The organism is Salinarimonas soli, from assembly GCF_008386575.1.
Lineage (GTDB): Bacteria > Pseudomonadota > Alphaproteobacteria > Rhizobiales > Beijerinckiaceae > Salinarimonas_A > Salinarimonas_A soli.
Genome location: NZ_VUOA01000007.1, coordinates 100146 through 119329 on the forward strand (window position 1 = coordinate 100146; position 19184 = coordinate 119329).

Below are 19184 nucleotides of genomic sequence, written 5' to 3' on the forward strand. Positions count from 1 at the left end.
GGATCTAATGCCCTACCCCCGCAGCCCCAGCGCCGCCTTCACCTTCTCGTCCACGCCATAGATGTCGGGCCGGCTGCGCAGGCGGCCCTCGTCGTCCACGACGAGGGTGAAATAGGCGAGGTGGACAGGGAGCGGGCGGCGGAGCATGAGGGTGCGCTCGCCCCGCTCGGCGATGAGTCGCTTGAGCCGCGTCTCGGCGGCCCCGTCCTCCAGGACGACCTCCGCCAGCCGGAAGGGCTGGTCGACGCGCACGCAGCCCGACGACAGGGCGCGGCGCTCGGCGCGAAACAGGTTCCGCGACGGGGTGTCGTGGATGTAGACCGCGTGGTCGTTGGGGAACATGAACTTCATCTGGCCCAGCGCATTGCGCTCGCCCGGGGGCTGACGCAGGCTGACCCCGGCGGGCCTCGACCAGTCCACGGCCGCGGGATCGACCCGCTTGCCGTTGCGCCACACCTCCAGCCCGCGCCGCGCCGCATAGGATGGATCGGCCTGGAGCTCGGGCAGCATGTCCTTGCGCAGGATGGTGGGCGGCACCGTCCAGGACGGATTCACCACCATGTGGGTCATGCGCTCGGAGAAGATCGGCGTCGGCCGCTCGGGTTTGCCGACCATGACCCGGGCCGAATGCGCGACCCGGCCGTCCTCCACCACGCGCAAGGTGTAGGCGGTGATGTCGACGAAGACGTGCCGCGCGCCGAGATCCGCGGGCAGCCAGCGCCAGCGCTCCATGTTTGCGATGAGGTCCGCCTCGCGGGGGCTCGCCCCGGCGCGATCGAGGGCCGCGACGGTGCCGCGATCGAGGACGCCGGTCCCCTTCATGCCGTGCTCGCGCTGGAAGGTCGCCACGGCGGAGGCGAGGCGCTCGTCGTAGGAGCGCTCGTCCTTGGCTCCGTCGAGGCCGAAGCGGGCGCGCACCAGGGGCACGCGGGCATCGCTCATGCCGACCCGCAGGACCGGGCCTGCGGGCACCTGCACCATGGGGCGGGCCGGATGGGCGGCGCGGGCCTCGCGCAGCTTCTCCCGCAACGCCCGGTAGCCCTCATGGGGCGGGTTGTAGGCCTGGAGCGCGGCGCTCGCGTCGCGGGTCCCGGCGAGAGCAGCGAGCACCTCGCCGGCGTCGGGCAGGGCGAGCTTCGGGGTGATGTGGCGTGACAGGCGCGCCGGCTCGATCCGCCCGCCCCGGGCGTCGCGGGCATAGAGCAGGGCGGAGGCGGCGAGCGTCAGCTCGGCACCGGCCAGATCGGCGGGCGTCTCCCCGCGCCGGGCGATGCCGAGGGCGGGGACGGGATAATCGGCGGGATCGAGGGCATCGACGCCGGCCGCGTCCAGCCGGGCGATCACGCCCCGGGCCACGGGCGTCAGGGCGCCGGCCTCGACGAAGAGCGGCCGGAACTCGCGCGCCGCGTAGAAGGCCTGCACGGCTGCCACGTGCGAGGCGCCGAGGCGGGGATGCAGGCGGACGGGCTCCGCCAGGCGCTCGCGCAGGGCCGCCGCTACGGGATCGATGGGCGGGACCACCACGGCGACGGCGGGGAGGTCCGGCGGCACGATGTCGGGCGTCGCCGTGACCGTCTCGGCGGGGGGCACCACGACGGCGACGGCCGGAAGATCGGGGGGCGGGATGTCTGCGGCGGGCGCGTCGGAGGGCGGGACGACAGCGACGACGGCCGGCAGGTCGGGAACCGCGATCTCGATCGCCGCCGCGGCGTCCGGGGCCGCCTCGCCGATCTCCACCTGGATGTCGGGCAGGGCCGGGACGGTGAGGTCCGCCTCGTCTGCCATGGCCATGGTGGCGGCGAGCAGGGCCGAGACGACGAGGGGCAGGCGGCGCGGCGCGGACATCGTGCTGGAAACCTTCATCCCGGCGCAATCGCGTCTGCCGGATCGGCCCAGCGATGGGCGATCGCCGGACGTGGCGCTAGCGCATCGTGGCAACAAACCGGACAATAATTGGTTTCTGCCGCTCTATCGCGTGCGCCCGATCACACGATCGTGCGGAGAATGATGGTCCCGCCCGAGAGGCTGGCTTGGGATCGACGGGCCCCACTCCCCCTCATGCTGAGGAGCGCTCGAAGAGCGCGTCTCGAAGCACGCAGGACGCTTGCCACAGACGTCCGGAGGCCCCTGGAACACCCTTCGAGGCCCGCCTGCGGCGGGCGCCTAACAGCCTGCCCCCGCGAAGGCGGGGGACGAGGGTGGAGAGTGGCCCTGCTCATGCGCCGGCCTCCCGAGACCCGGGTGGAGGGTGATCGGCGGCCGCTTTCCGGCCGCGCCTCAGGCAGCCGCCTCGTCCTCCAGGCCCAGCTCCTTGAGCTTGCGGTAGAGGGTCGAGCGGCCGATCCCGAGGCGCCGGGACACCTCAGACATGTGCCCGCGATAGTGCTGGAGCGCGAAGCGGATCACGTCCGCCTCAAGGCCTTCCAGGGTGCGCACGTCCCCGCTCTCGTCCACGAGGGAGATGCTGTGGGGATCGCGCACCTCGACGCGCACGATCTCGCGCAAGGGCGCCTGCCCCGTCCCGGTCTCGGCGAAGACGGGCGCGGGCGGGATGCGCACGTCGAAGCCCTCGACCTGGTTCGCGATCTGCGGGAACTCGGCGAGGGTGAGGTCGTCGCCGTCGGCCAGCACCACGGCCCGGAAGACCGCGTTCTCGAGCTGGCGCACGTTGCCGGGCCAGTCGTAGCGGGTGAGGAGCGCCATCGCCTCCGCCGAGAAGCCGCGCACGCGCTTGCCCTCCTCGGCCGCGAAGCGCGCCAGGAACGAGCGGGCGAGGTCGGGGATGTCCTCGCGCCGGGCCCGCAGCGAGGGCAGGGTCATGGGGAAGACGTTGAGGCGGTAATAGAGGTCCTCGCGGAACTTGCCCTGCTTCACGAGGTCGAGAAGGCTCTTGTTCGTGGCCGAGATTAGGCGGATGTCGACGCGCACCGACTTGCGCCCGCCCACGGGATCGACCTCGCCCTCCTGGATCGCCCGCAGGAGCTTCACCTGCGCGTCGAGGGGCAACTCGCCGATCTCGTCGAGGAAGAGCGTGCCGCCGGACGCTTCCACGAACTTGCCCATGTGGCGCTCGGTGGCGCCCGTGAAGGCGCCCTTCTCGTGCCCGAACAGGGTGGATTCGACGAGGGTCTCGGGGATGGCGCCGCAATTGACCGTGACGAAGGGCTTGCCCTTGCGGTCGGACGAGCCCTGGATCGCGCGGGCCAGCACCTCCTTGCCCACCCCCGACTCGCCCTCGATGAGGACGGGGATCGTGGACTTCGCGGCGCGCTCGGCGAGCCGGATCACGCGGCCCATGTCGGGGCTCTTGGAGGTCAGGTCGCGGAAGGTGAGCGTGCCGCTGGCGCGCCGGCGCATGCGCCGGATCTCGTCCTCCAAGCTGTCGACGCGGATCGCGTTCTTGATCGAGACCTGGAGGCGCTCGGCGCCCACGGGCTTGACCACGAAATCGATGGCGCCCGCGCGCATGGCCGCGACCACCGCCTCGATCGAGCCGTGCGCCGTCTGGACGATGACGGGCGTCTCGACGCCCGACTCGCGCAGGCGCGCCAGCACCATCATGCCGTCGACGTTGGGCATCATGAGGTCGAGCACCACCACGTCGATCCCCGCTCCCGATTCGGAGCGCAGGATCGTCAGGGCCTCCTCGCCCGACGCCGCCACGAGCGGCTCGTAGCCGAAGCGGCGCACCATGGCCTCGAGGAGGCGGCGCTGGACGGGATCGTCGTCGACGACGAGGACGGTAGCTGTCATGGGGGCTTCTTGCGTTGTCTCGTTTCGGCGCGATGCTGGGCGACAGAGGTAAAGCGCCCATTAACGCCGGACCGGCGGCCCCGGCCCGCCCCGACGGGCCGGCCGCCCGCGTCGCATCGCCCTCGACGGTTGATCCCGGCGCGCGGGCGGCCAATATGAGCGCCGTTCGCGAACCACATCGGCAGGCCCATGCTCCCCCGCGCAGTCTCGATGCCCACGACCCAGACCCTCATGGCCGCCAAGGCGGCGGGGCTCGGCGCCCTGCCCGAATGGGACCTGAGCGATCTCTACCCGACGATGGACGGACCGGAGTTCAAGGCCGATCTCGCCCGGGCCGAATCGGCCTGCCGGAGCTTCGCCGAGCAGCATCGCGGCACCCTCGCCGGGGTGGCGGGGCGGGCGGACGGGGGCGAGGCCCTGTTCGCGGTGGTGCGCGCCTACGAGGAGATCGAGGACCTGCTCGGGCGCCTGATGTCCTTCGCGGGGCTGGTCTATTCGGGCGAGACCACGGACCCGAAGCGCGCCAAGTTCTACGGCGACGCGCAGGAGCGCCTCACCTCGGCCTCCAGCGACCTCCTGTTCTTCACCCTGGAGCTCAACCGGATCGACGACGCGCTCCTCGACGGGCTGATGGCGAAGGCGCCGCTCAGCCATTACCGGCCCTGGCTGGAGGACATCCGCCGCGACAAGCCCCACCAGCTCGACGACCGGCTGGAGCAGCTCTTCCACGAGAAGTCCGTCACCGGGCGCGGCGCCTGGAACCGGCTCTTCGACGAGACCATCGCGTCCTTACGCTTCCAGGTTCGGGGCGAGGATCTCGCCATCGAGCCCACCCTCAACAAGCTCCAGGACCCCGACGGCGCGGTGCGCAAGGACGCGGCCGAGGCGCTGGCACGCACCTTCAAGGGCGGGCTGCGTACCTTCGCCCTCATCACCAACACGCTCGCCAAGGACAAGGAGATCTCGGACCGCTGGCGCGGCTTCGAGGACGTCTCGGATTCGCGCCACCTCGCCAACCGGGTCGAGCGCGAGGTGGTGGAGGCGCTGGTGAGCGCCGTGCAGGAGGCCTATCCCCGCCTCTCCCACCGCTATTATGCCCTGAAAGCCCGCTGGTTCGGCCGCGACGCCCTCGACTACTGGGACCGCAACGCGCCGCTTCCCACCGTTGAGCAGCGCACGATCCCCTGGGGCGAGGCCCGCGACACGGTGCTGGAGGCCTATGCCGCCTTCTCGCCGCGGATGGCCGACATCGCCCGCCGCTTCTTCGACGAGCGCTGGATCGACGCGCCCGTGCGGCCCGGCAAGGCGCCCGGCGCCTTCGCCCATCCGACCGTCCCCTCGGCGCACCCTTATGTGCTCGTGAACTACCAGGGCAAGCCGCGGGACGTGATGACGCTCGCCCACGAGCTCGGCCACGGGGTCCACCAGGTGATGGCGGCTCCCAACGGCGCGCTCATGGCGCCGACCCCCCTCACGCTCGCCGAGACCGCGTCGGTCTTCGGCGAGATGCTCACCTTCCGCCGCCTGCTGGACGGCACCCGCGATCCCGTCCAGCGCAAGGCGATGCTCGCCGCGAAGGTGGAGGACATGATCAACACGGTGGTGCGCCAGATCGCGTTCTATTCCTTCGAGCGCAAGGTGCACCTGGAGCGGCGCAACGGCGAGCTCACGGCCGACGCGATCTCCGACCTGTGGATGTCGGTCCAGGCCGAGTCGCTTGGCCCCTCGATCCGGCTCGGTCCCGGCTACGAGACGTTCTGGACCTACATCCCGCACTTCGTGCACTCGCCGTTCTACGTCTATGCCTACGCCTTCGGCGACTGCCTCGTGAACTCGCTCTACGGGGTCTACGAGGGCGCATCCGAGGGGTTCGTCGACCGGTACTTCGCGCTCCTCTCGGCGGGCGGCACGAAGCATTACGGCGAGCTCCTGCAGCCCTTCGGCCTCGACGCCCGCGACCCCGCCTTCTGGCAGATCGGGCTCGGCATGATCGAGCGGCTCATCGGCGAGCTGGAGGCGCTGGAAGCGGCGTGAGGCCATCCGGGCGGGCGCGGATTGTCCGGCGCCCCCCCCCCGCCGTGAGCTGATCGGGGGCCTCAATCCCCGATCGCGGACACCATGTCGAACGGCCCCGCCTCCTTCACCTTCCTCTCCCTGCCCTTCAACGCGCCCTTGAGCGGCGCCGTGACCCAGGCCATCGCGCCGGCCGTCTACAAGGGCGTCCCGGAGATCGAGGCCGACATCGTGCGCGAGGCGGCGAGCTTCGGGCGGCAGCTCGGCATCGTCTCGGAGGCGGTGGCGGCCCTGGCCGAGCGCCTGGACCGGCGCGCAGCCAGCGAGGAGCCCCTGTCGCTGGGTCCTGTGAGCGCGGACGAGCGCGTCGACGCCTTGCGCACCCTCGTCGTGGGGGTCGACCGGATCAAGACCCGCAACAAGACCGCGATGCGCGCCGAGGCCCAGCGGGCGATGGAGCGCCTGCGCGAGGTGGACGGGGACGGCTACGACTTCGTTCTGCGCAATCTGGTGCGCTGACCCCGCCCCCATCGAATCCTGGTTAACGAGCCCTTCAAGGATTTGCGGCAAAAGTCCTGGATCATCCTCCCGTAACCGCCGCGGCGCCGTCCCCGACCCGCCCGCGCGAGACAACGAGATCGATCTTGGACCGCCAGCGCCACCCGTCGCCCACACGCCGCGCCCTGCGGCTGGCCGGCCTCGTGACCGCAAGCCTCACGGCCCTCGTGGCCGGGGTGCGCGGCACCCAGGACGCGGTCGCCAACGGCGACACCCGCACGCTCTCCCTCGTGCACCAGCACACGAAGGAGGCGGCCACCATCACGTTCCGCCGCAACGGCCAGTACGATCCGCAGGCCCTGGAGCAGCTGAACTGGCTCCTGCGCGACTGGCGGCGCGACGAGGCCACGCGGATGGATCCGCGGCTGTTCGACATCGTGTGGGAGGTGCACCGGTCGCTCGGCTCGCAGGAGCCGATCCAGGTGATGTCGGCCTACCGCTCGCCCGCCACCAACGCCATGCTGCGCCGCCGCTCGCGGGCGGTGGCAAAGCACTCCCAGCACATGGAGGGCAAGGCGATGGACTTCCATCTGCCCGACGTCCCCATGGAGCGGGTGCGCTCCATCGCGATGCGGCTCCAGCGCGGGGGCGTGGGCTATTATCCGAGCGCCTATACGCCCTTCGTCCATCTCGACGCGGGCTCGGTGCGCTCCTGGCCGCGCATGACCCGCGACCAGCTCGCCCGCCTCTTCCCCGACGGGCGCACGGTCCACATCCCCGCCGACGGCAAGCCGCTCGCGGGCTACGAGGAGGCGCGCGCCGAGATCCTCGCCCGGGGCGGCGCGGTGGCGGGCTACACGGCCTATGCCTCGGCCGACGAGGAGGCGCCCCAGCCCCGGCGCAAGTCCCTCTGGGCGACCCTGTTCGGCGGGGGCGGGAACGAGGACGACGAGGATTCGGAGTACGTCGCCGCCACCCAGCCTCGCGGACGGGCGGCTCCTGTCCAGACCGCCTCGGCCTACGCGCCCGGCTCCAACGACATCGACATGATGGCCGCGTTCAGGCCCCTGCCCACCGCACCGGCGCGCCAGCCCCGCGTGGTCGCTGTAGCGCCCAGGCCCGAGCCGCTGCCGGAGCCCGAGGCCGTCCGGCCCGCCCCCATGCCGGCGCCCGCGCCCGTGCGGGTCGCCGCCCTGGAGCCGCCCCCGGTCGCGCCGCCCCGGTTCACCTGGCAGACGGGTCCCGCGGGCCAGCCCGCCGCGCCGGGCCAGATCGCGGCCGCGGCGCCAGCTCTTCGCATCGCCGACGTGCCGGCCCCGCCGCGCCGCCCGGACGACCTCGCGAACGTGCCGGGGATCCTCGTCGCGGCCCCCCTGCCCCCGGCGCGCCCGACCTCGCTCATGGTCGCCTTGGCGGGCCCCGCGCCGCTCGGCCTGCGGGCTGCGATGGGCGCCGCGCCGGCGGCCGCCCCGGCGATCGCCGCCTCCGCTCCCGTCGGGCATCCGGCCCCGCCGCTGCGCCCGGTCGCCACCGCCTCCATCGCCCGCCGGCCCGAGCCGGAGCCCGAGCCGGTGCCCCTGAGCCCCGAGCGCGCGGCGTTGCGCACCCTGTTCACCCACGCGGCGACGCCCGCCCCGGCGGCGGCTCCCGCGCGGGTCGCGGCGGCACGGACGCGGGCGCAAGGGGACGCGCCCCTAGGCTTCGTCGCCGACGCCAGCCCCAACCTCGCCATGGGCTTCTCCCGCGCGCCCGCCACCGATCTCCAGCCGGACCGCTTCACCGGCCCCGCCGTGAAGCCCCTGCCCCTGCGCCGGTGACGTCCGGCGGGGGTCCGGAGCCTCGGGAACCTTCGGGCCTCGCGTGCGTTGAGGGCGGCTGTTCCGCATCGGGTCGTGGCGTGAAGAGGGCGTGAATGGGGGGCTCGCGAACCGAGGCCGATCCGGGGATCGTTCGGCCGCTGCGCGCGATGGTGGTGCTGAGCCTTCTGGGACCGGCGCTGCTCTTCGGCTATGCGGGCTACGTCAATCACGAGAGCATCAAGGCCCAGTCCGCCGAGCGCATCGAGCGGGCGCTCGACGTCGTGCAGGAGCACGCGGCAGCGGCCCTCCAGACCGTGGAGCGCACCATCGCCGAGACGGGCGAGGTCCTGCGCGGCGCCACCGACGAGGGCTTGCGGGCCGACGAGGAGCGCCTGAGCCGGCGCCTTGCCCGCAGCCAGGCCGCCCTGCCCCACATCGAGGCGATCTGGGCCTTCGACCGGGCCGGGCACCCCCTCGTCTCCAGCACGGTCCTGCCCGTGCCGCGGGGCCTCGACAATTCCGACCGGGACTATTTCCAGGCCCAGACCCCGCCCGGGGCTGGCATCCATATCGGTGCCATGATCACCGCCCGGGTGGGCTCCAGCCGCTTCTTCGTGGTGAGCGGGCGGCGCGAGACCCCCGACGGCGCCTTCGACGGGGTGATCGCGATCTCGGTGCGGCCGGAGCATTTCCGCACCTTCTACGCCCGGATCTCCCGCGGCATCGCCGATTCCTTCGGCATCGTGCGGGCGGACGGCGCGTTCCTGGCCCGCTTCCCCTCGCGCGGCGAGGGCCCCGAGCGGCTGAACCGGCAGAGCGTCTTCCTGCAACGGCTGGCGGAGCAGCCGGAGGCGGGGCGCTTCAGGGCCACCTCGCAGATCGACGGCATCGAGCGCGAGATCGGCTATCGCCGGGTGCCGGGCTATCCCGTCTACGTGCAGGCGGGGATCGAGACCGCCGCGATCTGGCGCGAGTGGCGCGAGGCGATGCTGCGCCACCTCGCCTTCGGCCTGCCCGCGACCCTGCTCCTGTTCGGGGCGAGCCTGTTCGCGCTGCACCGCACCGCCGCCTTCCGGGCCGAGGTGGCGCGCCGCCAGGCGGCGGAGGCCGCCCTCAAGCAGGCGCAGCGCCTGGAGGCGGTGGGCCAGCTCACGGGCGGCGTCGCGCACGACTTCAACAACCTGCTCATGGTGATCAACGGCAACGTCGAGCGCCTGCGGCGGATGGGCCCGGACGAGCGCCAGCGCCGCGCCCTGGAGGCGATCGCGACGGCGGCGCGCCGGGGGGCGAGCCTCACCCGCCAGCTTCTCTCCTTCTCGCGCCGGCAGGTGCACGAGCCCACCGTGCTCGACCTTCGCCGCAGCCTGCCCGCCGTGCAGGACATGCTGCGCTCCTCGCTTCGCGGGGACATCGCGGTGGAGATCGCCGTCGCCCCGGACCTGTGGCCCGTGAAGGTGGACCTGAGCGAGCTGGAGCTCGCGATCCTCAACATCGCCGTCAACGCCCGCGACGCCATGCCCGACGGGGGCCGCCTCACGGTCGCGGCCCGCAACGCGACGCTTGCCGACGGGGGCGTGGCCGGCCTGAGGGGTGATTTCGTCGCCTTGAGCCTCACGGACACGGGCTGCGGCATCCCGCCCGACGTGGCGGCGCGGGTGTTCGAGCCGTTCTTCACCACGAAGGAGGTGGGGCGCGGCACGGGTCTCGGCCTCTCCCAGGTCTACGGTTTCGCCGTTCAGTCCGGAGGCACCGCGTCGCTCGCGAGCGAGCCGGGCCGCGGCACCACGATCACGCTCCATCTGCCCCGCACCCGCGAGGCTCCCGCGGCCGTGGACGGGGCGCCCGAGAGCAGCGTCCCGCGCGACGGGCACGGGCGCGTGCTGCTCGTGGAGGACAACGCGGCGGTGGCGGAGGTGACCGTGGCGACCCTGGAGGAGCTCGGCTACGAGGTCCGCCATGCCGCCGATCCGGCGGGCGCCCTGCGGCTCCTGGAGGGCGAGGGCCGCTTCGATCTCGTGGTGAGCGACATCGTGATGCCCGGTCCGGTCAACGGCGTCGACCTCGCCCGCATGATCCGGACCCGGCACCCCCACATGCCGATCCTGCTCGCGACGGGCTACAGCGAGGTGGCCCAGTCCGCCGCCGAGGAGGGCTTCCCCACGTTGCGCAAGCCCTACGAGGCGGCCTCCCTTCGCGAGGCGATCCGCGCGGCGCTCGCGGGCCGGCGCCTTCGCGTGGTGGCGTAAGGCCGTTCAGACCGCGAGGACGATGTCGAAGGTCGCTTCCAGCCCCTCCGGCGAGGGCGAGAGCGGGACGATGAGGCTCTCGCGGGCCGCCCGGTCGCGCACGCCCTGGAGGAGCCCGTCGCGGGCGTTGAGCGGCTCGCCCGCCACGTACATCTGCGTCACGAAGCGCAGGCCCCGGTGCGGCACCTGCACCGCGACATGGATATGCGGGGTGCGGCCCGGATAGGCCACCGGTCGGATGGTGCGGAAGCGGTAGACTCCGGCAGCGTCCGCCATGGTGCGGCCGTAGCCCTGGAAGGCGTCGTCGAACAGGGCCTGGTCGGCGGCCCGGGGATGGCGGTAGATGCCGTGCGCGTCGCACTGCCAGATCTCGACCGCCGCCGAGGGGATCGGGCGTCCCTGACGGTCGAGGATCCGGCCCCCGAGATGCGTGACCTGGCCCATGGCCTGCGCGGCCCGCCCGGTCACCCGCACGAGGTCGTTGTCGGAATCGGCCGGGAACTGGACCGGGTAGAAGGGTCCCTCGACCTGGCCCGGCGTGAGGATCAGGGGCCGCTCCCCCGCCCGCGCACCCGTCGCGAGGGCCGCGAGGCCGCCCGCCAGAAGCGTACGGCGCCCGATGAGGCTCGTGTCGCGCATCTCCGGCGCTCCCTGTCCGGTCCGGCTGGACCGCGAGAGGAACAGATGGGGAGGCGCGGCGGAAGGGCAATGCGGCGCCCGCCTCACGCGGTGGCATGCGGGAGCTTCTTCAGGATGTCGACGCCCCGGTAGCCCTGCGGCACGCCTTCGACGAGGAAGACGTCGCCCGTGGAATGGTCGGTGCGCAGGCGCAGGATCGCCTGGTATTCGGGCGAGGCGTACCAGGCGCGGGCGTTCTCCCGATCGGGAAACTCGATCATGATCAGGTCGGCCGAGAAGCCACCCTCGATCACCTCGACCGGGCCGCCATGGACGACGAAGCGTCCGCCATAAGGGTCCAGGGTGGCGTCGATGCGCTGGAGATAGGCCACGATGTCGGGACCGAAATCGACCTGACGGAGATGGGCGACGGCATAGGCGGGCATGGCGGTCTCCGGGGATGACGAGCCCGGAGCTTGCGCCCGCGACGGCGCGGCCGCGATGGCCTGCGAGGTAATAATCCTTGTGGCCGCCCGTGGCGGCTCTCTTGGCGAGGCCCGAGCGCGAGGCGCATGATCCCCGCAGAGACGGAGGGGCCGGTGGGATCCAGCCAGGGTATCGTGGACTACATCGTCGAGCAGATGGCCGGCGCCGGCGCGATCTCGGCGCGCCGGATGTTCGGCGAGCATGGGCTCTATTGCGACGGGGTCTTCGTCGCCCTGGTCTGCGACGAGCAGCTGTTCGTCAAGCCCACCGAGGCCGGACGGCGGATCGCCGGCGACGTGCCGGAGGGGCGGCCCTATCCGGGCGCCAAGCCACATCTCCTGATCCCCAGCGAGCGCTGGGACGACGCGGACGGCCTCGCGGCCCTCGTTCGCGTCACGGCGGCAAGCCTCCCGGCACCGGCTCCCCGACGGGTCCGGGGACGCGGAGCCTAGCATCCGAGATCACGGCGGCGGTCCGCTCCCGTGCCGGGGGGCGAGGATGCGTTGCTGGACGCTACGCCATCCCCAGCGCCTGGAGGTAGAGCTCGAGGGTCCCATCCTCCTGGCACTCCGCTTGGTCGCGCTTGCGCATGGCCACGATCCTGCGCAGGACCTTGGTGTCGAAGCCTTTCGGCCTCCAGCTCAGATCGAGCGCTGGTGTAGCCCCAAGCTCCGCTTCGGGCACCCGCAACAATTTGCCCAGCCTTCAGGGCGTGTCCGACGGTCTTCCGTCCCGGCCGACCCCGAACACGCGACCGGTTCGCGGACCGGTTCTGCCACGCGAAGATCGCGCAAAGGCTGCAATCTCTAAAGCTTGGGTTTGGGAGTCGAATTGGCAGCAAGGTGCGCGACAGGGCACGCACGGTGGAACACGCGGCAGCCTTGATCCGCATGTCGGCGAGCGGCGTGTTCGGTGCGTCCTCGTATACCCGGGAGACGAGATACAGGAGCGAACGTCCGTGGCCCGGGATTGCGCCCAGGCAGACCGTATCGGCGAGTTCGAGGTCGGCTCTGAGATCGTGGAAACCGATCTCGTCCTTGAGCCTGAGCGCCCCCCATGCCGCGATGGCAGGGGCTCCAGGGTGGAAGGGAACGACGCGGGCTCGGCCGGCGCGCTACTGGTGAGCGGGTCAGGCGCTTTCGCCCGCCGCGCGCTGCGGCGGCAGGGCGTCCACCGCGGCGAAATGCCGGCTGTCAGCGGAGCCGGCGGGGATTGCCGCGACTTGCTCGGGTCGCACGGCGAATGGACAGCGGTCTTGGCGCTCGCGGTTCTCGTCGAGGAGCCCGTACTGCCACCACTCGATCTCGCCGGCCTCGTAGCTGCCCAGCTGCGGGCAATGCGCGAGGCCGTCATAGCGTTCGATGCGGGCTCGGATATTGGCGCGCACGCGCCGTCCCTGGACGTTGTCGCCCGCCACGATGTCGAAGCGTTCGCGGGGGTTGATCACGAAGACGAGCCCGTCGCCGAGCACCCGGCTGCGGCGTGAGGTGTGGGCCGGATTGCTCATGTTCACGAAGAGCTGCATTCCCGCGAAGCACATCGACCAGAACGGGGAGTGCGGATCGGTCGACACGTCGGCAGGCCAGGCGTGGCTGTCGGCGTCGTGCCACGCCTGCAGGACGCGCCAGCCGATGGCGTGGTACCCGTCCACGCTGGCGGCCCGCACGGTCTGGGGGCAGAACAGCATGAGGAGGGGCTCGGCATTGCCGACGGTGCCGTCCCATTCCCGGGAGAGTGCGACATAGGCCTCGAGGTCCTGGCGCGCCGCGTTGATCGAGGCATCGCTCAGGTCGGGGACGAACGAGAACCGGATCTTCTGCCGGCTATAGGCGCTCTGCGAGAACACGCAGGGAAAGTCGGAGGGCGGCGTCAGGCGCTCCTCGATCTGCCGCAGGGCCACACGTTTCCAGGCTGGCTGGCCGGCGGCATTCAAAATGTCCGTCAGATGCCTTTGCTCGATCATCGTCTTTCCTCCAGGTCGATTGCAAATCGTCCATCGAGAGGCGGATTCAGGTATGGGGGACATGCGACGTGACGCAAATAAACGAGACGCTAGGAGAAAAAATATATTTGCCGCTCAAAACGTATGTGCTGATTTTGGCACTAGACCGATCTTCAACCCAGCTATGATCGACGTTTGCAGCAATCGCATCAAGTGAATACGGTCAAATAAATCATCATATTTGCACCGAAATATCCGGCACGTCGATTTTACATTCACGCTTCGTGGGTTGAGATACGCGCATCGTCTTGGGGCAGGTGACCATCCCCATGGCAGTGCGACGAAGTTGGCAGCACCAGTGATGTGGGCGACACTGAGAGGCCCCTGGTGCTGCAGTGTTGGGAGGGGTGTTTCGGCGCTCGAACGCGACAAGGCCCATGCCAGCGGTCGAAGGCTCATATGGAAGGTGGAACAGCTCGACACATGGACGCCAAAGATCGCGCCCTGATTGGCCTTCTCGCCCGGGACGCCCGCCAGCCCGTGGTGGGGCTCGCCAGGGCGCTCGGCCTGTCGCGGAGCGCCACCCAGGAGCGGCTGAGGCGGCTTGAGGCGAGCGGGGTCATCCAGGGCTACACGGTGCGCACGCGCCCGGGCTCGCAGACGCTCCAGGCCTGGCTCAGCATCACCCTCCGGCCCGGCGCGACCTGCGTCCAGCTCGTTCCCGCGGTGCTCGCCTGCCCGGCGGTCCGGATCTGCCACAGCGTCGCGGGACCCGTCGACATGATGGTCCTCGCACAGGTCGGATCCGTGGAGGAGCTCTCGGCGCTGCGCGAGCGCTTCGCGGGGCTCCCCGGGGTCGCCGAGGTGCGCACCGCGCCCGTCCTCGCCGTCCATGCCGGCGCCTGAGGGACCGGAGGCCGGCGAGGCGCCCGCCCGGCGAAATGACGGGGCCGGCCGGCCGTCTTGCCGGGTCGAGACCGGCGCGGGCGCCCGCTAGACCTCTTGGGACATCACGGAGATCGCCCCATGGACCTGACCCGCGCCGCCCTTCTTCCCATTGACATGCAGCAGGGCTTCGACGCCCCGAGCTGGCCCGGGCGGTGGAACCGCCTCGTCGACCGCGAGGGCTTGCGCCTTCTGGCGGCCTGGCGCGCGGCCCGCCTTCCGGTCGTCCATGTCCGGCACGACTCGGTCGAGCCCGGCTCGACGCTGCGCCCGGGCGAGCCCGGGAACGCCCTGCGGCCCGGCTTCGAGCCCTTGCCGGGCGAGCCGCTCGTAACCAAGAGCGTCAACTCGGCCTTCATCGGCACGGATCTCGACCTGCGCCTGCGCCGGCTCGGCGTGGACACGGTCGTGGCCTTCGGCATCACGACCGACATGTGCGTCTCGACGACGGTGCGGGTCGGGGCGAACCTGGGCTACCGGATGGTGCTCGTGGCCGATGCCTGCGACTGCTTCGACCTGCCCGACGGCCAGGGCGGCACGATCCCGGCGAGGACGGTCCATGCCGTCCACGTGGCCACCCTCGGCTTCGAGTTCGCGACCGTGACCGGCGTGGACGGCCTCCTGGCCGCGCTGCCGCGCACGGGCTGGGCCGCCTGAGCCGTCACGGCCGGACGGCCTCGCACAGGAAGCCGCGCGGGTCGCCCGGGAGCGTCAGGACCCGCGAGCCGGCGACGGGGGCGAGAAGCCCGCGGTCGAGGAGGAAGCGCGTCAGCGCGAGGCCGAGAGGGCCTGCCAGATGGGGCCGCTTCTCCGTCCCGTCGAGGCAGGAAGCCGCCTCGAACGGGCCCTTGTAGCCGATTGCCTGCAGATGCCGCCGTCCTGCGGGCGTCACCGCAACCGCGGGGCGGTGATGCCGGTCGCGGGGCTCCCCTCCGACCGGGTCGAGGACGCCGAGACGCACCAGGTCGGCGAAGAGCGCCACGCCGATCTCGCCGGCGAGGTGTCCGTAGCAGGTGCGTGCGGCGCGAAGGGCTTTATCGGGCATGGGACTCCTCCAGGGGCGCGGACGGCAGGTCGCCGGGCTGCTGCGCCCGCGCGAAGGGCGTGAGGAGCCCCAGCAGGGCGCAGGCCAGCAGCGTGCCGACGCTCATGAGCAGGACCGCCTGCATGTTCCCGCCGGTCTGCGCCAGGACATAGCCGCCCACCACGGCGGAGACCGGCACGGGCACGTAGCTGATCGTGCGGGTGATCGCGACCGTGCGCCCCAGATAGGCCTGCGGGATCACGCGCTGGCGATAGGTGAACATCGTGACGATGATCACGGCCCGAGCCCCCATGAGGAGGCCTCGCCCGAGGACGACGGCCGCTATGCCGAGGTTCTGGGCGAGCAGCATCACCGCCGTGCCACCGGCGATGACGAACAGGCAGCTCAGCATCAGGCGCCCCGGGGCGAAACGCGCCATCAGGGCCGGGGCGACCAGGGAGCCGGCGACCGCCCCTGCCGCCGAGGCGCCGATGACGAGCCCTGCCTGCGAGACCGATAGGCCCAGGACCTCGGTGAGGAAGTAGATCTCGTTCCCCAGGATGGCGTTCGTGGCGAAGTTCTCGCCGATGAAGAGGATCGTGCCCCATTTGATGATCGGTTCGGACCAGGCGATGCGGAACCCGTCCGCAAGGTCACGCCCGATCCCGGCGACGCTCACCCGCACCTGGCGCGCCACCTCGGGCACCTGGGCCCGGATCGCGAGGATCGCGAGGCCCGAGACCAGGAACGACGCAGCGTTGAACCAGATGATCCAGTCCGGCCGGAATGCGGCGACGAGGCCGCCGCTGATGGCGGGGCCGAGCAGGTTCAGGAGGTTGTCGCTCGTCGCGAAGGTGGCGTTGGCCCGTGGCAGGGCCTCCCGCGCGACGACGTTCGGGATGAAGCTCTGGAAGGCGGGGTGGTAGACCGATGAGACGATGCCGAGCCCGAACAGGGCGGGAAAGAGCACGTAGACGTTCGTGCCGCCCAGGGCCAGGTAGGCGCAGATGAGGGTGCACAGGGCCGCGGCCGCGAAATCTCCCAGGTAGAGGATGCGCTGGCGCCGGAACAGGTCCGCGACGACGCCGCCGAGCGGCATCATCACGATGTAGGGCGCGAACGAGCACGCGAAGGCAACCGACATGAGCAACGGCGATCCCGTGAGCTCCATCACGATCACGGGGATCGCGATCTTGAAGCTCCAGTCCCCGACGATGGACACCACATAGGCGGCGAGCAGCAGGATGTAGCCCGATCCCATCGTCCTATGCCCTGCTCGCCATCGCGACGTCGCCGCAGACCGGGCAGCCCGTATCGCGCGTCCAGGTTTCCGGTACGCTCGTGGCCATCGAGGTGAAATCGAACTCTACGAGCTTGTCCGTGGCACTGGGCGGGCACAGGCCCGTCACGATCTTCAGGACTTCGCTCATGATTTCTTCTCCACGGTTCATGGATGCGCCGCGGCCGGTCGATTACGGGCCGGCACGATGGCGCATAAAAGCCCGAGTAGAGTGAAAGCGCAAGCTACAGCTTCAGCTTGCGTCAGCGAGCGCCCAAAAGAGGCAGCCGAGATCGCAAGCGCGACGACGGGGACCAGGAGGAAGAACGGCATCACCTCGCCCGCCGCGTAGAGCTGGGAAAGGCGTTCCCAGATCGCGCAGGCCACGACGGCGGAGGGGATCGCGGCGTAGACCACCGCGAGGGCCGTGCTCCAGTCCGAGGCCGCCGGGCCTGCCGCGATCCGGGCAGGCTCCTCGAAGGCGAAGGACATGAACAAGAGCGGCAGGGGCGCGAAGACGGCGCTCCAGACCACGGTGGCAAGGATGTCGCTCCCGCCGGCCCGCTTGAGCAGGAGGTTGCCGGTAGCCCCCGCCAGAGCGCCCCCCAGGACGCACATCACCCCCGGCAGCGCGGCCTGCCCGTCCCTCGACCCAATCAGCAGGGCAAGGCCCACCGCGCTCAGCGCCATACCCACGACCTGGCGCGCCTCGAGCCGCTCGCCGAGCACAATGACGCCCATGCCGATGGTGAAGAAGGTCTGGTTGTGCAGGAGGAGCGAGGCGACCCCCGGTGAGACGCCCTCCGACATGCCCGGGAACAGCAGCCCGAACTGCGCCACGCCCAGTGTGAGCCCAAGCCCCGCGAGCACCCGCCAGGGCAGAGCGGGGCGGGCGACGAGCAGCGCCGCAAGCGCCACCAGCATGAAGCGCAGGCAGGCGAAGAGGAGCGGTCGCAACGCGTCGAGGTCGACCTGGGCGAAGACGAAGGCGCCGCCCCACAAGAGCGCGACGAGGACGCCGATTCCGACATGCCGCATGGTCATCGGCACCGCTCCCCCTGACAGCCCCAGGCCGAGCAGCGTCGGCGGCGAGTTCACGGTGGCTGTGCTCCGGCCGCTCCGCGCAGCGTCGCGGCTCTGACATTCTCGGTTGCGCCCTCATCTGTCGAATGCAAAGTTTGCACTGGTCCCATCCGCTTTCCTGATCGCGATGAACCTCGACGAGATCGAAACCTTCGTGGCGATCGCGCAGCTCGGCGGGTTCGCCCGGGCAGCCGGCCACCTTCACCGGTCGCAGCCCGCGGTGAGCCGACGCGTCAAGCTGCTTGAGGAGGAGCTGAATGCGCCGCTTCTCGAGCGCCTCGGAAGTCGGGTCGTGCTGACGGAGGCCGGCCGCGCCTTTCTGCCCTTTGCGGAGGCCGCCCTCGCAATCTTGCGTGATGGGGTCGAGGCGGTGAGCGTCGCGCGCGAGGGGATCGGGGGCACGGTCTCGCTTGCCCTCGTGGGCACGCTTGCGGCAACCGACCTCGTCAACGTGCTGAAGGCCTTCGTCCGAGAACACGCGACCGTGCGTCTCGATCTTCGCACGGCCAACAGTCGGGAGGTGAGCGACCTTGTGCGGCGCGGCGAGGTCACCTTGGGCTTGCGTTACTTCACGGACGGCGCGCGGGAGCTCGAGACCGCCGTGGTAGGATACGAGGCCATGGTGCCTGTCGCCCCAGCCGATCATCGACTCGCAACCGCCGGGCCCATCGAGGCGGAGGAGCTCCGAGCGGAGCGGTGGGTGGGCTTTGGCCTCAATCGCGGTGGGCGTGAGACGTTCGCCCATGTCCTTCACCGCTGGCTCGCGGCCGCTGGCCTCGACGAGGCCCAGGTCGTGGTCGTGGATAGCCTGACGGCCCAGAAGCGCCTCGTCGAGGCTGGCTTCGGCCTTGCCCTGCTGCCCGTCAGCGCCATTGGCGAGGAACTACGGTCAGGGACGATCGTCGTTCTCGACGCGCCTACCTTTGCGACCACGGTCCCTGTGGTCCTTGTGCAGCGACGAAGCGGATTTCTCAACCCGGCAGCCCGCGCGCTCCTCGCACTGATCGAGGCGCGAGCGGCAACGGCGGTAACCGGCTGCACCCCTTCATAACAGGCATCTTCCCTTGCCGTGTGTTGGCATCTGCGCAGGACGACCGAACCGCGACGCGCTCCCGCGAGTATCGCCTGGATTGATCACGATCCAGCAGAATGACCCGTCAAGGCGCCGCCTCACGGTGCGCCCGTGCATGTCGTGGAGGTAGCCCGGCACCGGGACCTTCGTCCGAACCCCTGAGTCCTGGAGAGCCGCGAGACCTCTCTCGATCAGGGTGCCCCCCCAACCTCGAGCAGGCTCCTGGGCATGGCTTCGGTAGCGGCCCCCATCCGGCTGCCACGGCCGGCCGCGAGCCGATGGCTACGAGTTCGCAATCGGAGCCCACGATGACCTGCTTGTCCAGCGCTCCTGCCCTCATGACACCTTCCGGATCACCCGCTTCGGAGGGTACGCGCGGCTCTGGCAAGGCACATGGGGAGCGGCGGGCCCCAAGCCCAGCGGGGG

The 19184-nt window shown here is 71.0% G+C and carries 17 protein-coding genes and 1 pseudogene; 8 read left to right on the plus strand and 10 right to left on the minus strand.

From position 1 onward, the window contains the following. Nucleotides 1-12: 12 nt before the first annotated feature. Nucleotides 13-1845 (minus strand): L,D-transpeptidase family protein, encoded by a 1833-nt coding sequence (locus tag F0L46_RS03970; protein WP_240539857.1) that lies wholly within the window; start codon nucleotides 1843-1845, stop codon nucleotides 13-15. A gap of 432 nt (nucleotides 1846-2277) precedes the next feature. After that, nucleotides 2278-3753, minus strand: a complete 1476-nt coding sequence (locus F0L46_RS03975) for a sigma-54-dependent transcriptional regulator (RefSeq protein WP_149815738.1) — start codon at nucleotides 3751-3753, stop codon at nucleotides 2278-2280. A 210-nt stretch (nucleotides 3754-3963) separates the two neighbouring features. On the opposite strand from F0L46_RS03975, the gene F0L46_RS03980 reads away from it, so the two are divergent. The 4 genes from F0L46_RS03980 to F0L46_RS03995 all read left to right on the plus strand — a co-directional run bounded on the left by F0L46_RS03980 (nucleotide 3964) and on the right by F0L46_RS03995 (nucleotide 10309). Further along, entirely contained in the window at nucleotides 3964-5787 is a 1824-nt protein-coding gene (locus tag F0L46_RS03980; protein ID WP_240539858.1) for a M3 family oligoendopeptidase, read from the plus strand. A gap of 84 nt (nucleotides 5788-5871) precedes the next feature. Then, nucleotides 5872-6285, plus strand: a complete 414-nt coding sequence (locus F0L46_RS03985; protein WP_149815740.1) for a hypothetical protein — start codon at nucleotides 5872-5874, stop codon at nucleotides 6283-6285. A 125-nt stretch (nucleotides 6286-6410) separates the two neighbouring features. Then, nucleotides 6411-8081 carry a peptidoglycan L,D-endopeptidase MepK gene (locus F0L46_RS03990; RefSeq protein ID WP_240539859.1) on the plus strand — a complete coding sequence of 557 codons (1671 nt, stop codon included), beginning with the start codon at nucleotides 6411-6413 and terminating at the stop codon, nucleotides 8079-8081. Nucleotides 8082-8176: 95 nt separating this feature from the next. Continuing rightward, nucleotides 8177-10309, plus strand: coding sequence for a hybrid sensor histidine kinase/response regulator family protein (locus tag F0L46_RS03995; protein ID WP_149815742.1), 2133 nt, complete (start codon nucleotides 8177-8179; stop codon nucleotides 10307-10309). 6 nt (nucleotides 10310-10315) lie between these two features. Here the strand turns inward: F0L46_RS03995 and F0L46_RS04000 are convergent, their stop codons facing one another. Beyond that, nucleotides 10316-10948: a dioxygenase family protein gene (locus F0L46_RS04000; protein ID WP_149815743.1), complete on the minus strand. Its 633-nt coding sequence runs from the start codon at nucleotides 10946-10948 to the stop codon at nucleotides 10316-10318. Between the two features lie 83 nt (nucleotides 10949-11031). Beyond that, on the minus strand, nucleotides 11032-11373 hold the full coding sequence (locus F0L46_RS04005) for a DUF1330 domain-containing protein (protein WP_149815744.1): 342 nt from the start codon (nucleotides 11371-11373) through the stop codon (nucleotides 11032-11034). Between the two features lie 126 nt (nucleotides 11374-11499). On the opposite strand from F0L46_RS04005, the gene F0L46_RS04010 reads away from it, so the two are divergent. Then, complete coding sequence (locus tag F0L46_RS04010) at nucleotides 11500-11865, plus strand: TfoX/Sxy family protein (protein WP_240539860.1); 366 nt, start codon at nucleotides 11500-11502, stop codon at nucleotides 11863-11865. 61 nt (nucleotides 11866-11926) lie between these two features. Here the strand turns inward: F0L46_RS04010 and F0L46_RS26770 are convergent. Then, a pseudogene (locus tag F0L46_RS26770) lies at nucleotides 11927-12049 on the minus strand (GapR family DNA-binding domain-containing protein); the annotation flags it as partial. Between the two features lie 493 nt (nucleotides 12050-12542). Continuing rightward, a complete protein-coding gene (locus F0L46_RS04020; protein ID WP_210247596.1) occupies nucleotides 12543-13376 on the minus strand; it encodes a YqcI/YcgG family protein in 834 nt (277 codons plus the stop codon). Nucleotides 13377-13838: 462 nt separating this feature from the next. On the opposite strand from F0L46_RS04020, the gene F0L46_RS04025 reads away from it, so the two are divergent. Together F0L46_RS04025 and F0L46_RS04030 are read left to right on the plus strand one after the other, a co-directional pair. Continuing rightward, nucleotides 13839-14261, plus strand: a complete 423-nt coding sequence (locus F0L46_RS04025; RefSeq protein WP_188311839.1) for an Lrp/AsnC family transcriptional regulator — start codon at nucleotides 13839-13841, stop codon at nucleotides 14259-14261. 120 nt (nucleotides 14262-14381) lie between these two features. Continuing rightward, a complete protein-coding gene (locus tag F0L46_RS04030; RefSeq protein WP_149815747.1) occupies nucleotides 14382-14957 on the plus strand; it encodes a cysteine hydrolase family protein in 576 nt (191 codons plus the stop codon). A gap of 4 nt (nucleotides 14958-14961) precedes the next feature. Here the strand turns inward: F0L46_RS04030 and F0L46_RS04035 are convergent, their stop codons facing one another. The 4 genes from F0L46_RS04035 to F0L46_RS04045 are packed head-to-tail and all read right to left on the minus strand — an operon-like array spanning nucleotide 14962 to nucleotide 17701. Continuing rightward, on the minus strand, nucleotides 14962-15345 hold the full coding sequence (locus tag F0L46_RS04035; protein WP_149815748.1) for a hypothetical protein: 384 nt from the start codon (nucleotides 15343-15345) through the stop codon (nucleotides 14962-14964). Continuing rightward, entirely contained in the window at nucleotides 15335-16585 is a 1251-nt protein-coding gene (locus F0L46_RS04040; RefSeq protein WP_149815749.1) for an MFS transporter, read from the minus strand. The genes F0L46_RS04035 and F0L46_RS04040 overlap by 11 nt, the downstream gene beginning before the upstream one ends. A 4-nt stretch (nucleotides 16586-16589) precedes the next feature. Beyond that, nucleotides 16590-16754, minus strand: coding sequence for a hypothetical protein (locus F0L46_RS26015; protein ID WP_188311840.1), 165 nt, complete (start codon nucleotides 16752-16754; stop codon nucleotides 16590-16592). Between the two features lie 17 nt (nucleotides 16755-16771). Beyond that, on the minus strand, nucleotides 16772-17701 hold the full coding sequence (locus F0L46_RS04045) for an EamA family transporter (RefSeq protein WP_149815750.1): 930 nt from the start codon (nucleotides 17699-17701) through the stop codon (nucleotides 16772-16774). Nucleotides 17702-17813: 112 nt separating this feature from the next. Here F0L46_RS04045 and F0L46_RS04050 point away from each other — a divergent pair, with 112 nt between their 5' ends. Then, nucleotides 17814-18737, plus strand: a complete 924-nt coding sequence (locus F0L46_RS04050; RefSeq protein ID WP_149815751.1) for a LysR family transcriptional regulator — start codon at nucleotides 17814-17816, stop codon at nucleotides 18735-18737. Nucleotides 18738-19184 lie beyond the last annotated feature (447 nt).

Bases quoted from the DNA above. Each gene is read 5' to 3' on its own strand.
- F0L46_RS03980 (WP_240539858.1), top strand. From the start codon at position 3,964: ATGCCCACGACCCAGACCCTCATGGCCGCCAAGGCGGCGGGGCTCGGC.
- F0L46_RS04005 (WP_149815744.1), bottom strand. From the start codon at position 11,373: ATGCCCGCCTATGCCGTCGCCCATCTCCGTCAGGTCGATTTCGGTCCC.
- F0L46_RS26015 (WP_188311840.1), bottom strand. From the start codon at position 16,754: ATGAGCGAAGTCCTGAAGATCGTGACGGGCCTGTGCCCGCCCAGTGCC.
- F0L46_RS04040 (WP_149815749.1), bottom strand. From the start codon at position 16,585: ATGGGATCGGGCTACATCCTGCTGCTCGCCGCCTATGTGGTGTCCATC.
- F0L46_RS04050 (WP_149815751.1), top strand. From the start codon at position 17,814: ATGAACCTCGACGAGATCGAAACCTTCGTGGCGATCGCGCAGCTCGGC.
- F0L46_RS04030 (WP_149815747.1), top strand. From the start codon at position 14,382: ATGGACCTGACCCGCGCCGCCCTTCTTCCCATTGACATGCAGCAGGGC.
- F0L46_RS04035 (WP_149815748.1), bottom strand. From the start codon at position 15,345: ATGCCCGATAAAGCCCTTCGCGCCGCACGCACCTGCTACGGACACCTC.
- F0L46_RS04000 (WP_149815743.1), bottom strand. From the start codon at position 10,948: ATGCGCGACACGAGCCTCATCGGGCGCCGTACGCTTCTGGCGGGCGGC.
- F0L46_RS04010 (WP_240539860.1), top strand. From the start codon at position 11,500: ATGATCCCCGCAGAGACGGAGGGGCCGGTGGGATCCAGCCAGGGTATC.
- F0L46_RS04025 (WP_188311839.1), top strand. From the start codon at position 13,839: ATGGACGCCAAAGATCGCGCCCTGATTGGCCTTCTCGCCCGGGACGCC.
- F0L46_RS03985 (WP_149815740.1), top strand. From the start codon at position 5,872: ATGTCGAACGGCCCCGCCTCCTTCACCTTCCTCTCCCTGCCCTTCAAC.
- F0L46_RS03995 (WP_149815742.1), top strand. From the start codon at position 8,177: ATGGGGGGCTCGCGAACCGAGGCCGATCCGGGGATCGTTCGGCCGCTG.
- F0L46_RS04020 (WP_210247596.1), bottom strand. From the start codon at position 13,376: ATGATCGAGCAAAGGCATCTGACGGACATTTTGAATGCCGCCGGCCAG.
- F0L46_RS03975 (WP_149815738.1), bottom strand. From the start codon at position 3,753: ATGACAGCTACCGTCCTCGTCGTCGACGACGATCCCGTCCAGCGCCGC.
- F0L46_RS03970 (WP_240539857.1), bottom strand. From the start codon at position 1,845: ATGTCCGCGCCGCGCCGCCTGCCCCTCGTCGTCTCGGCCCTGCTCGCC.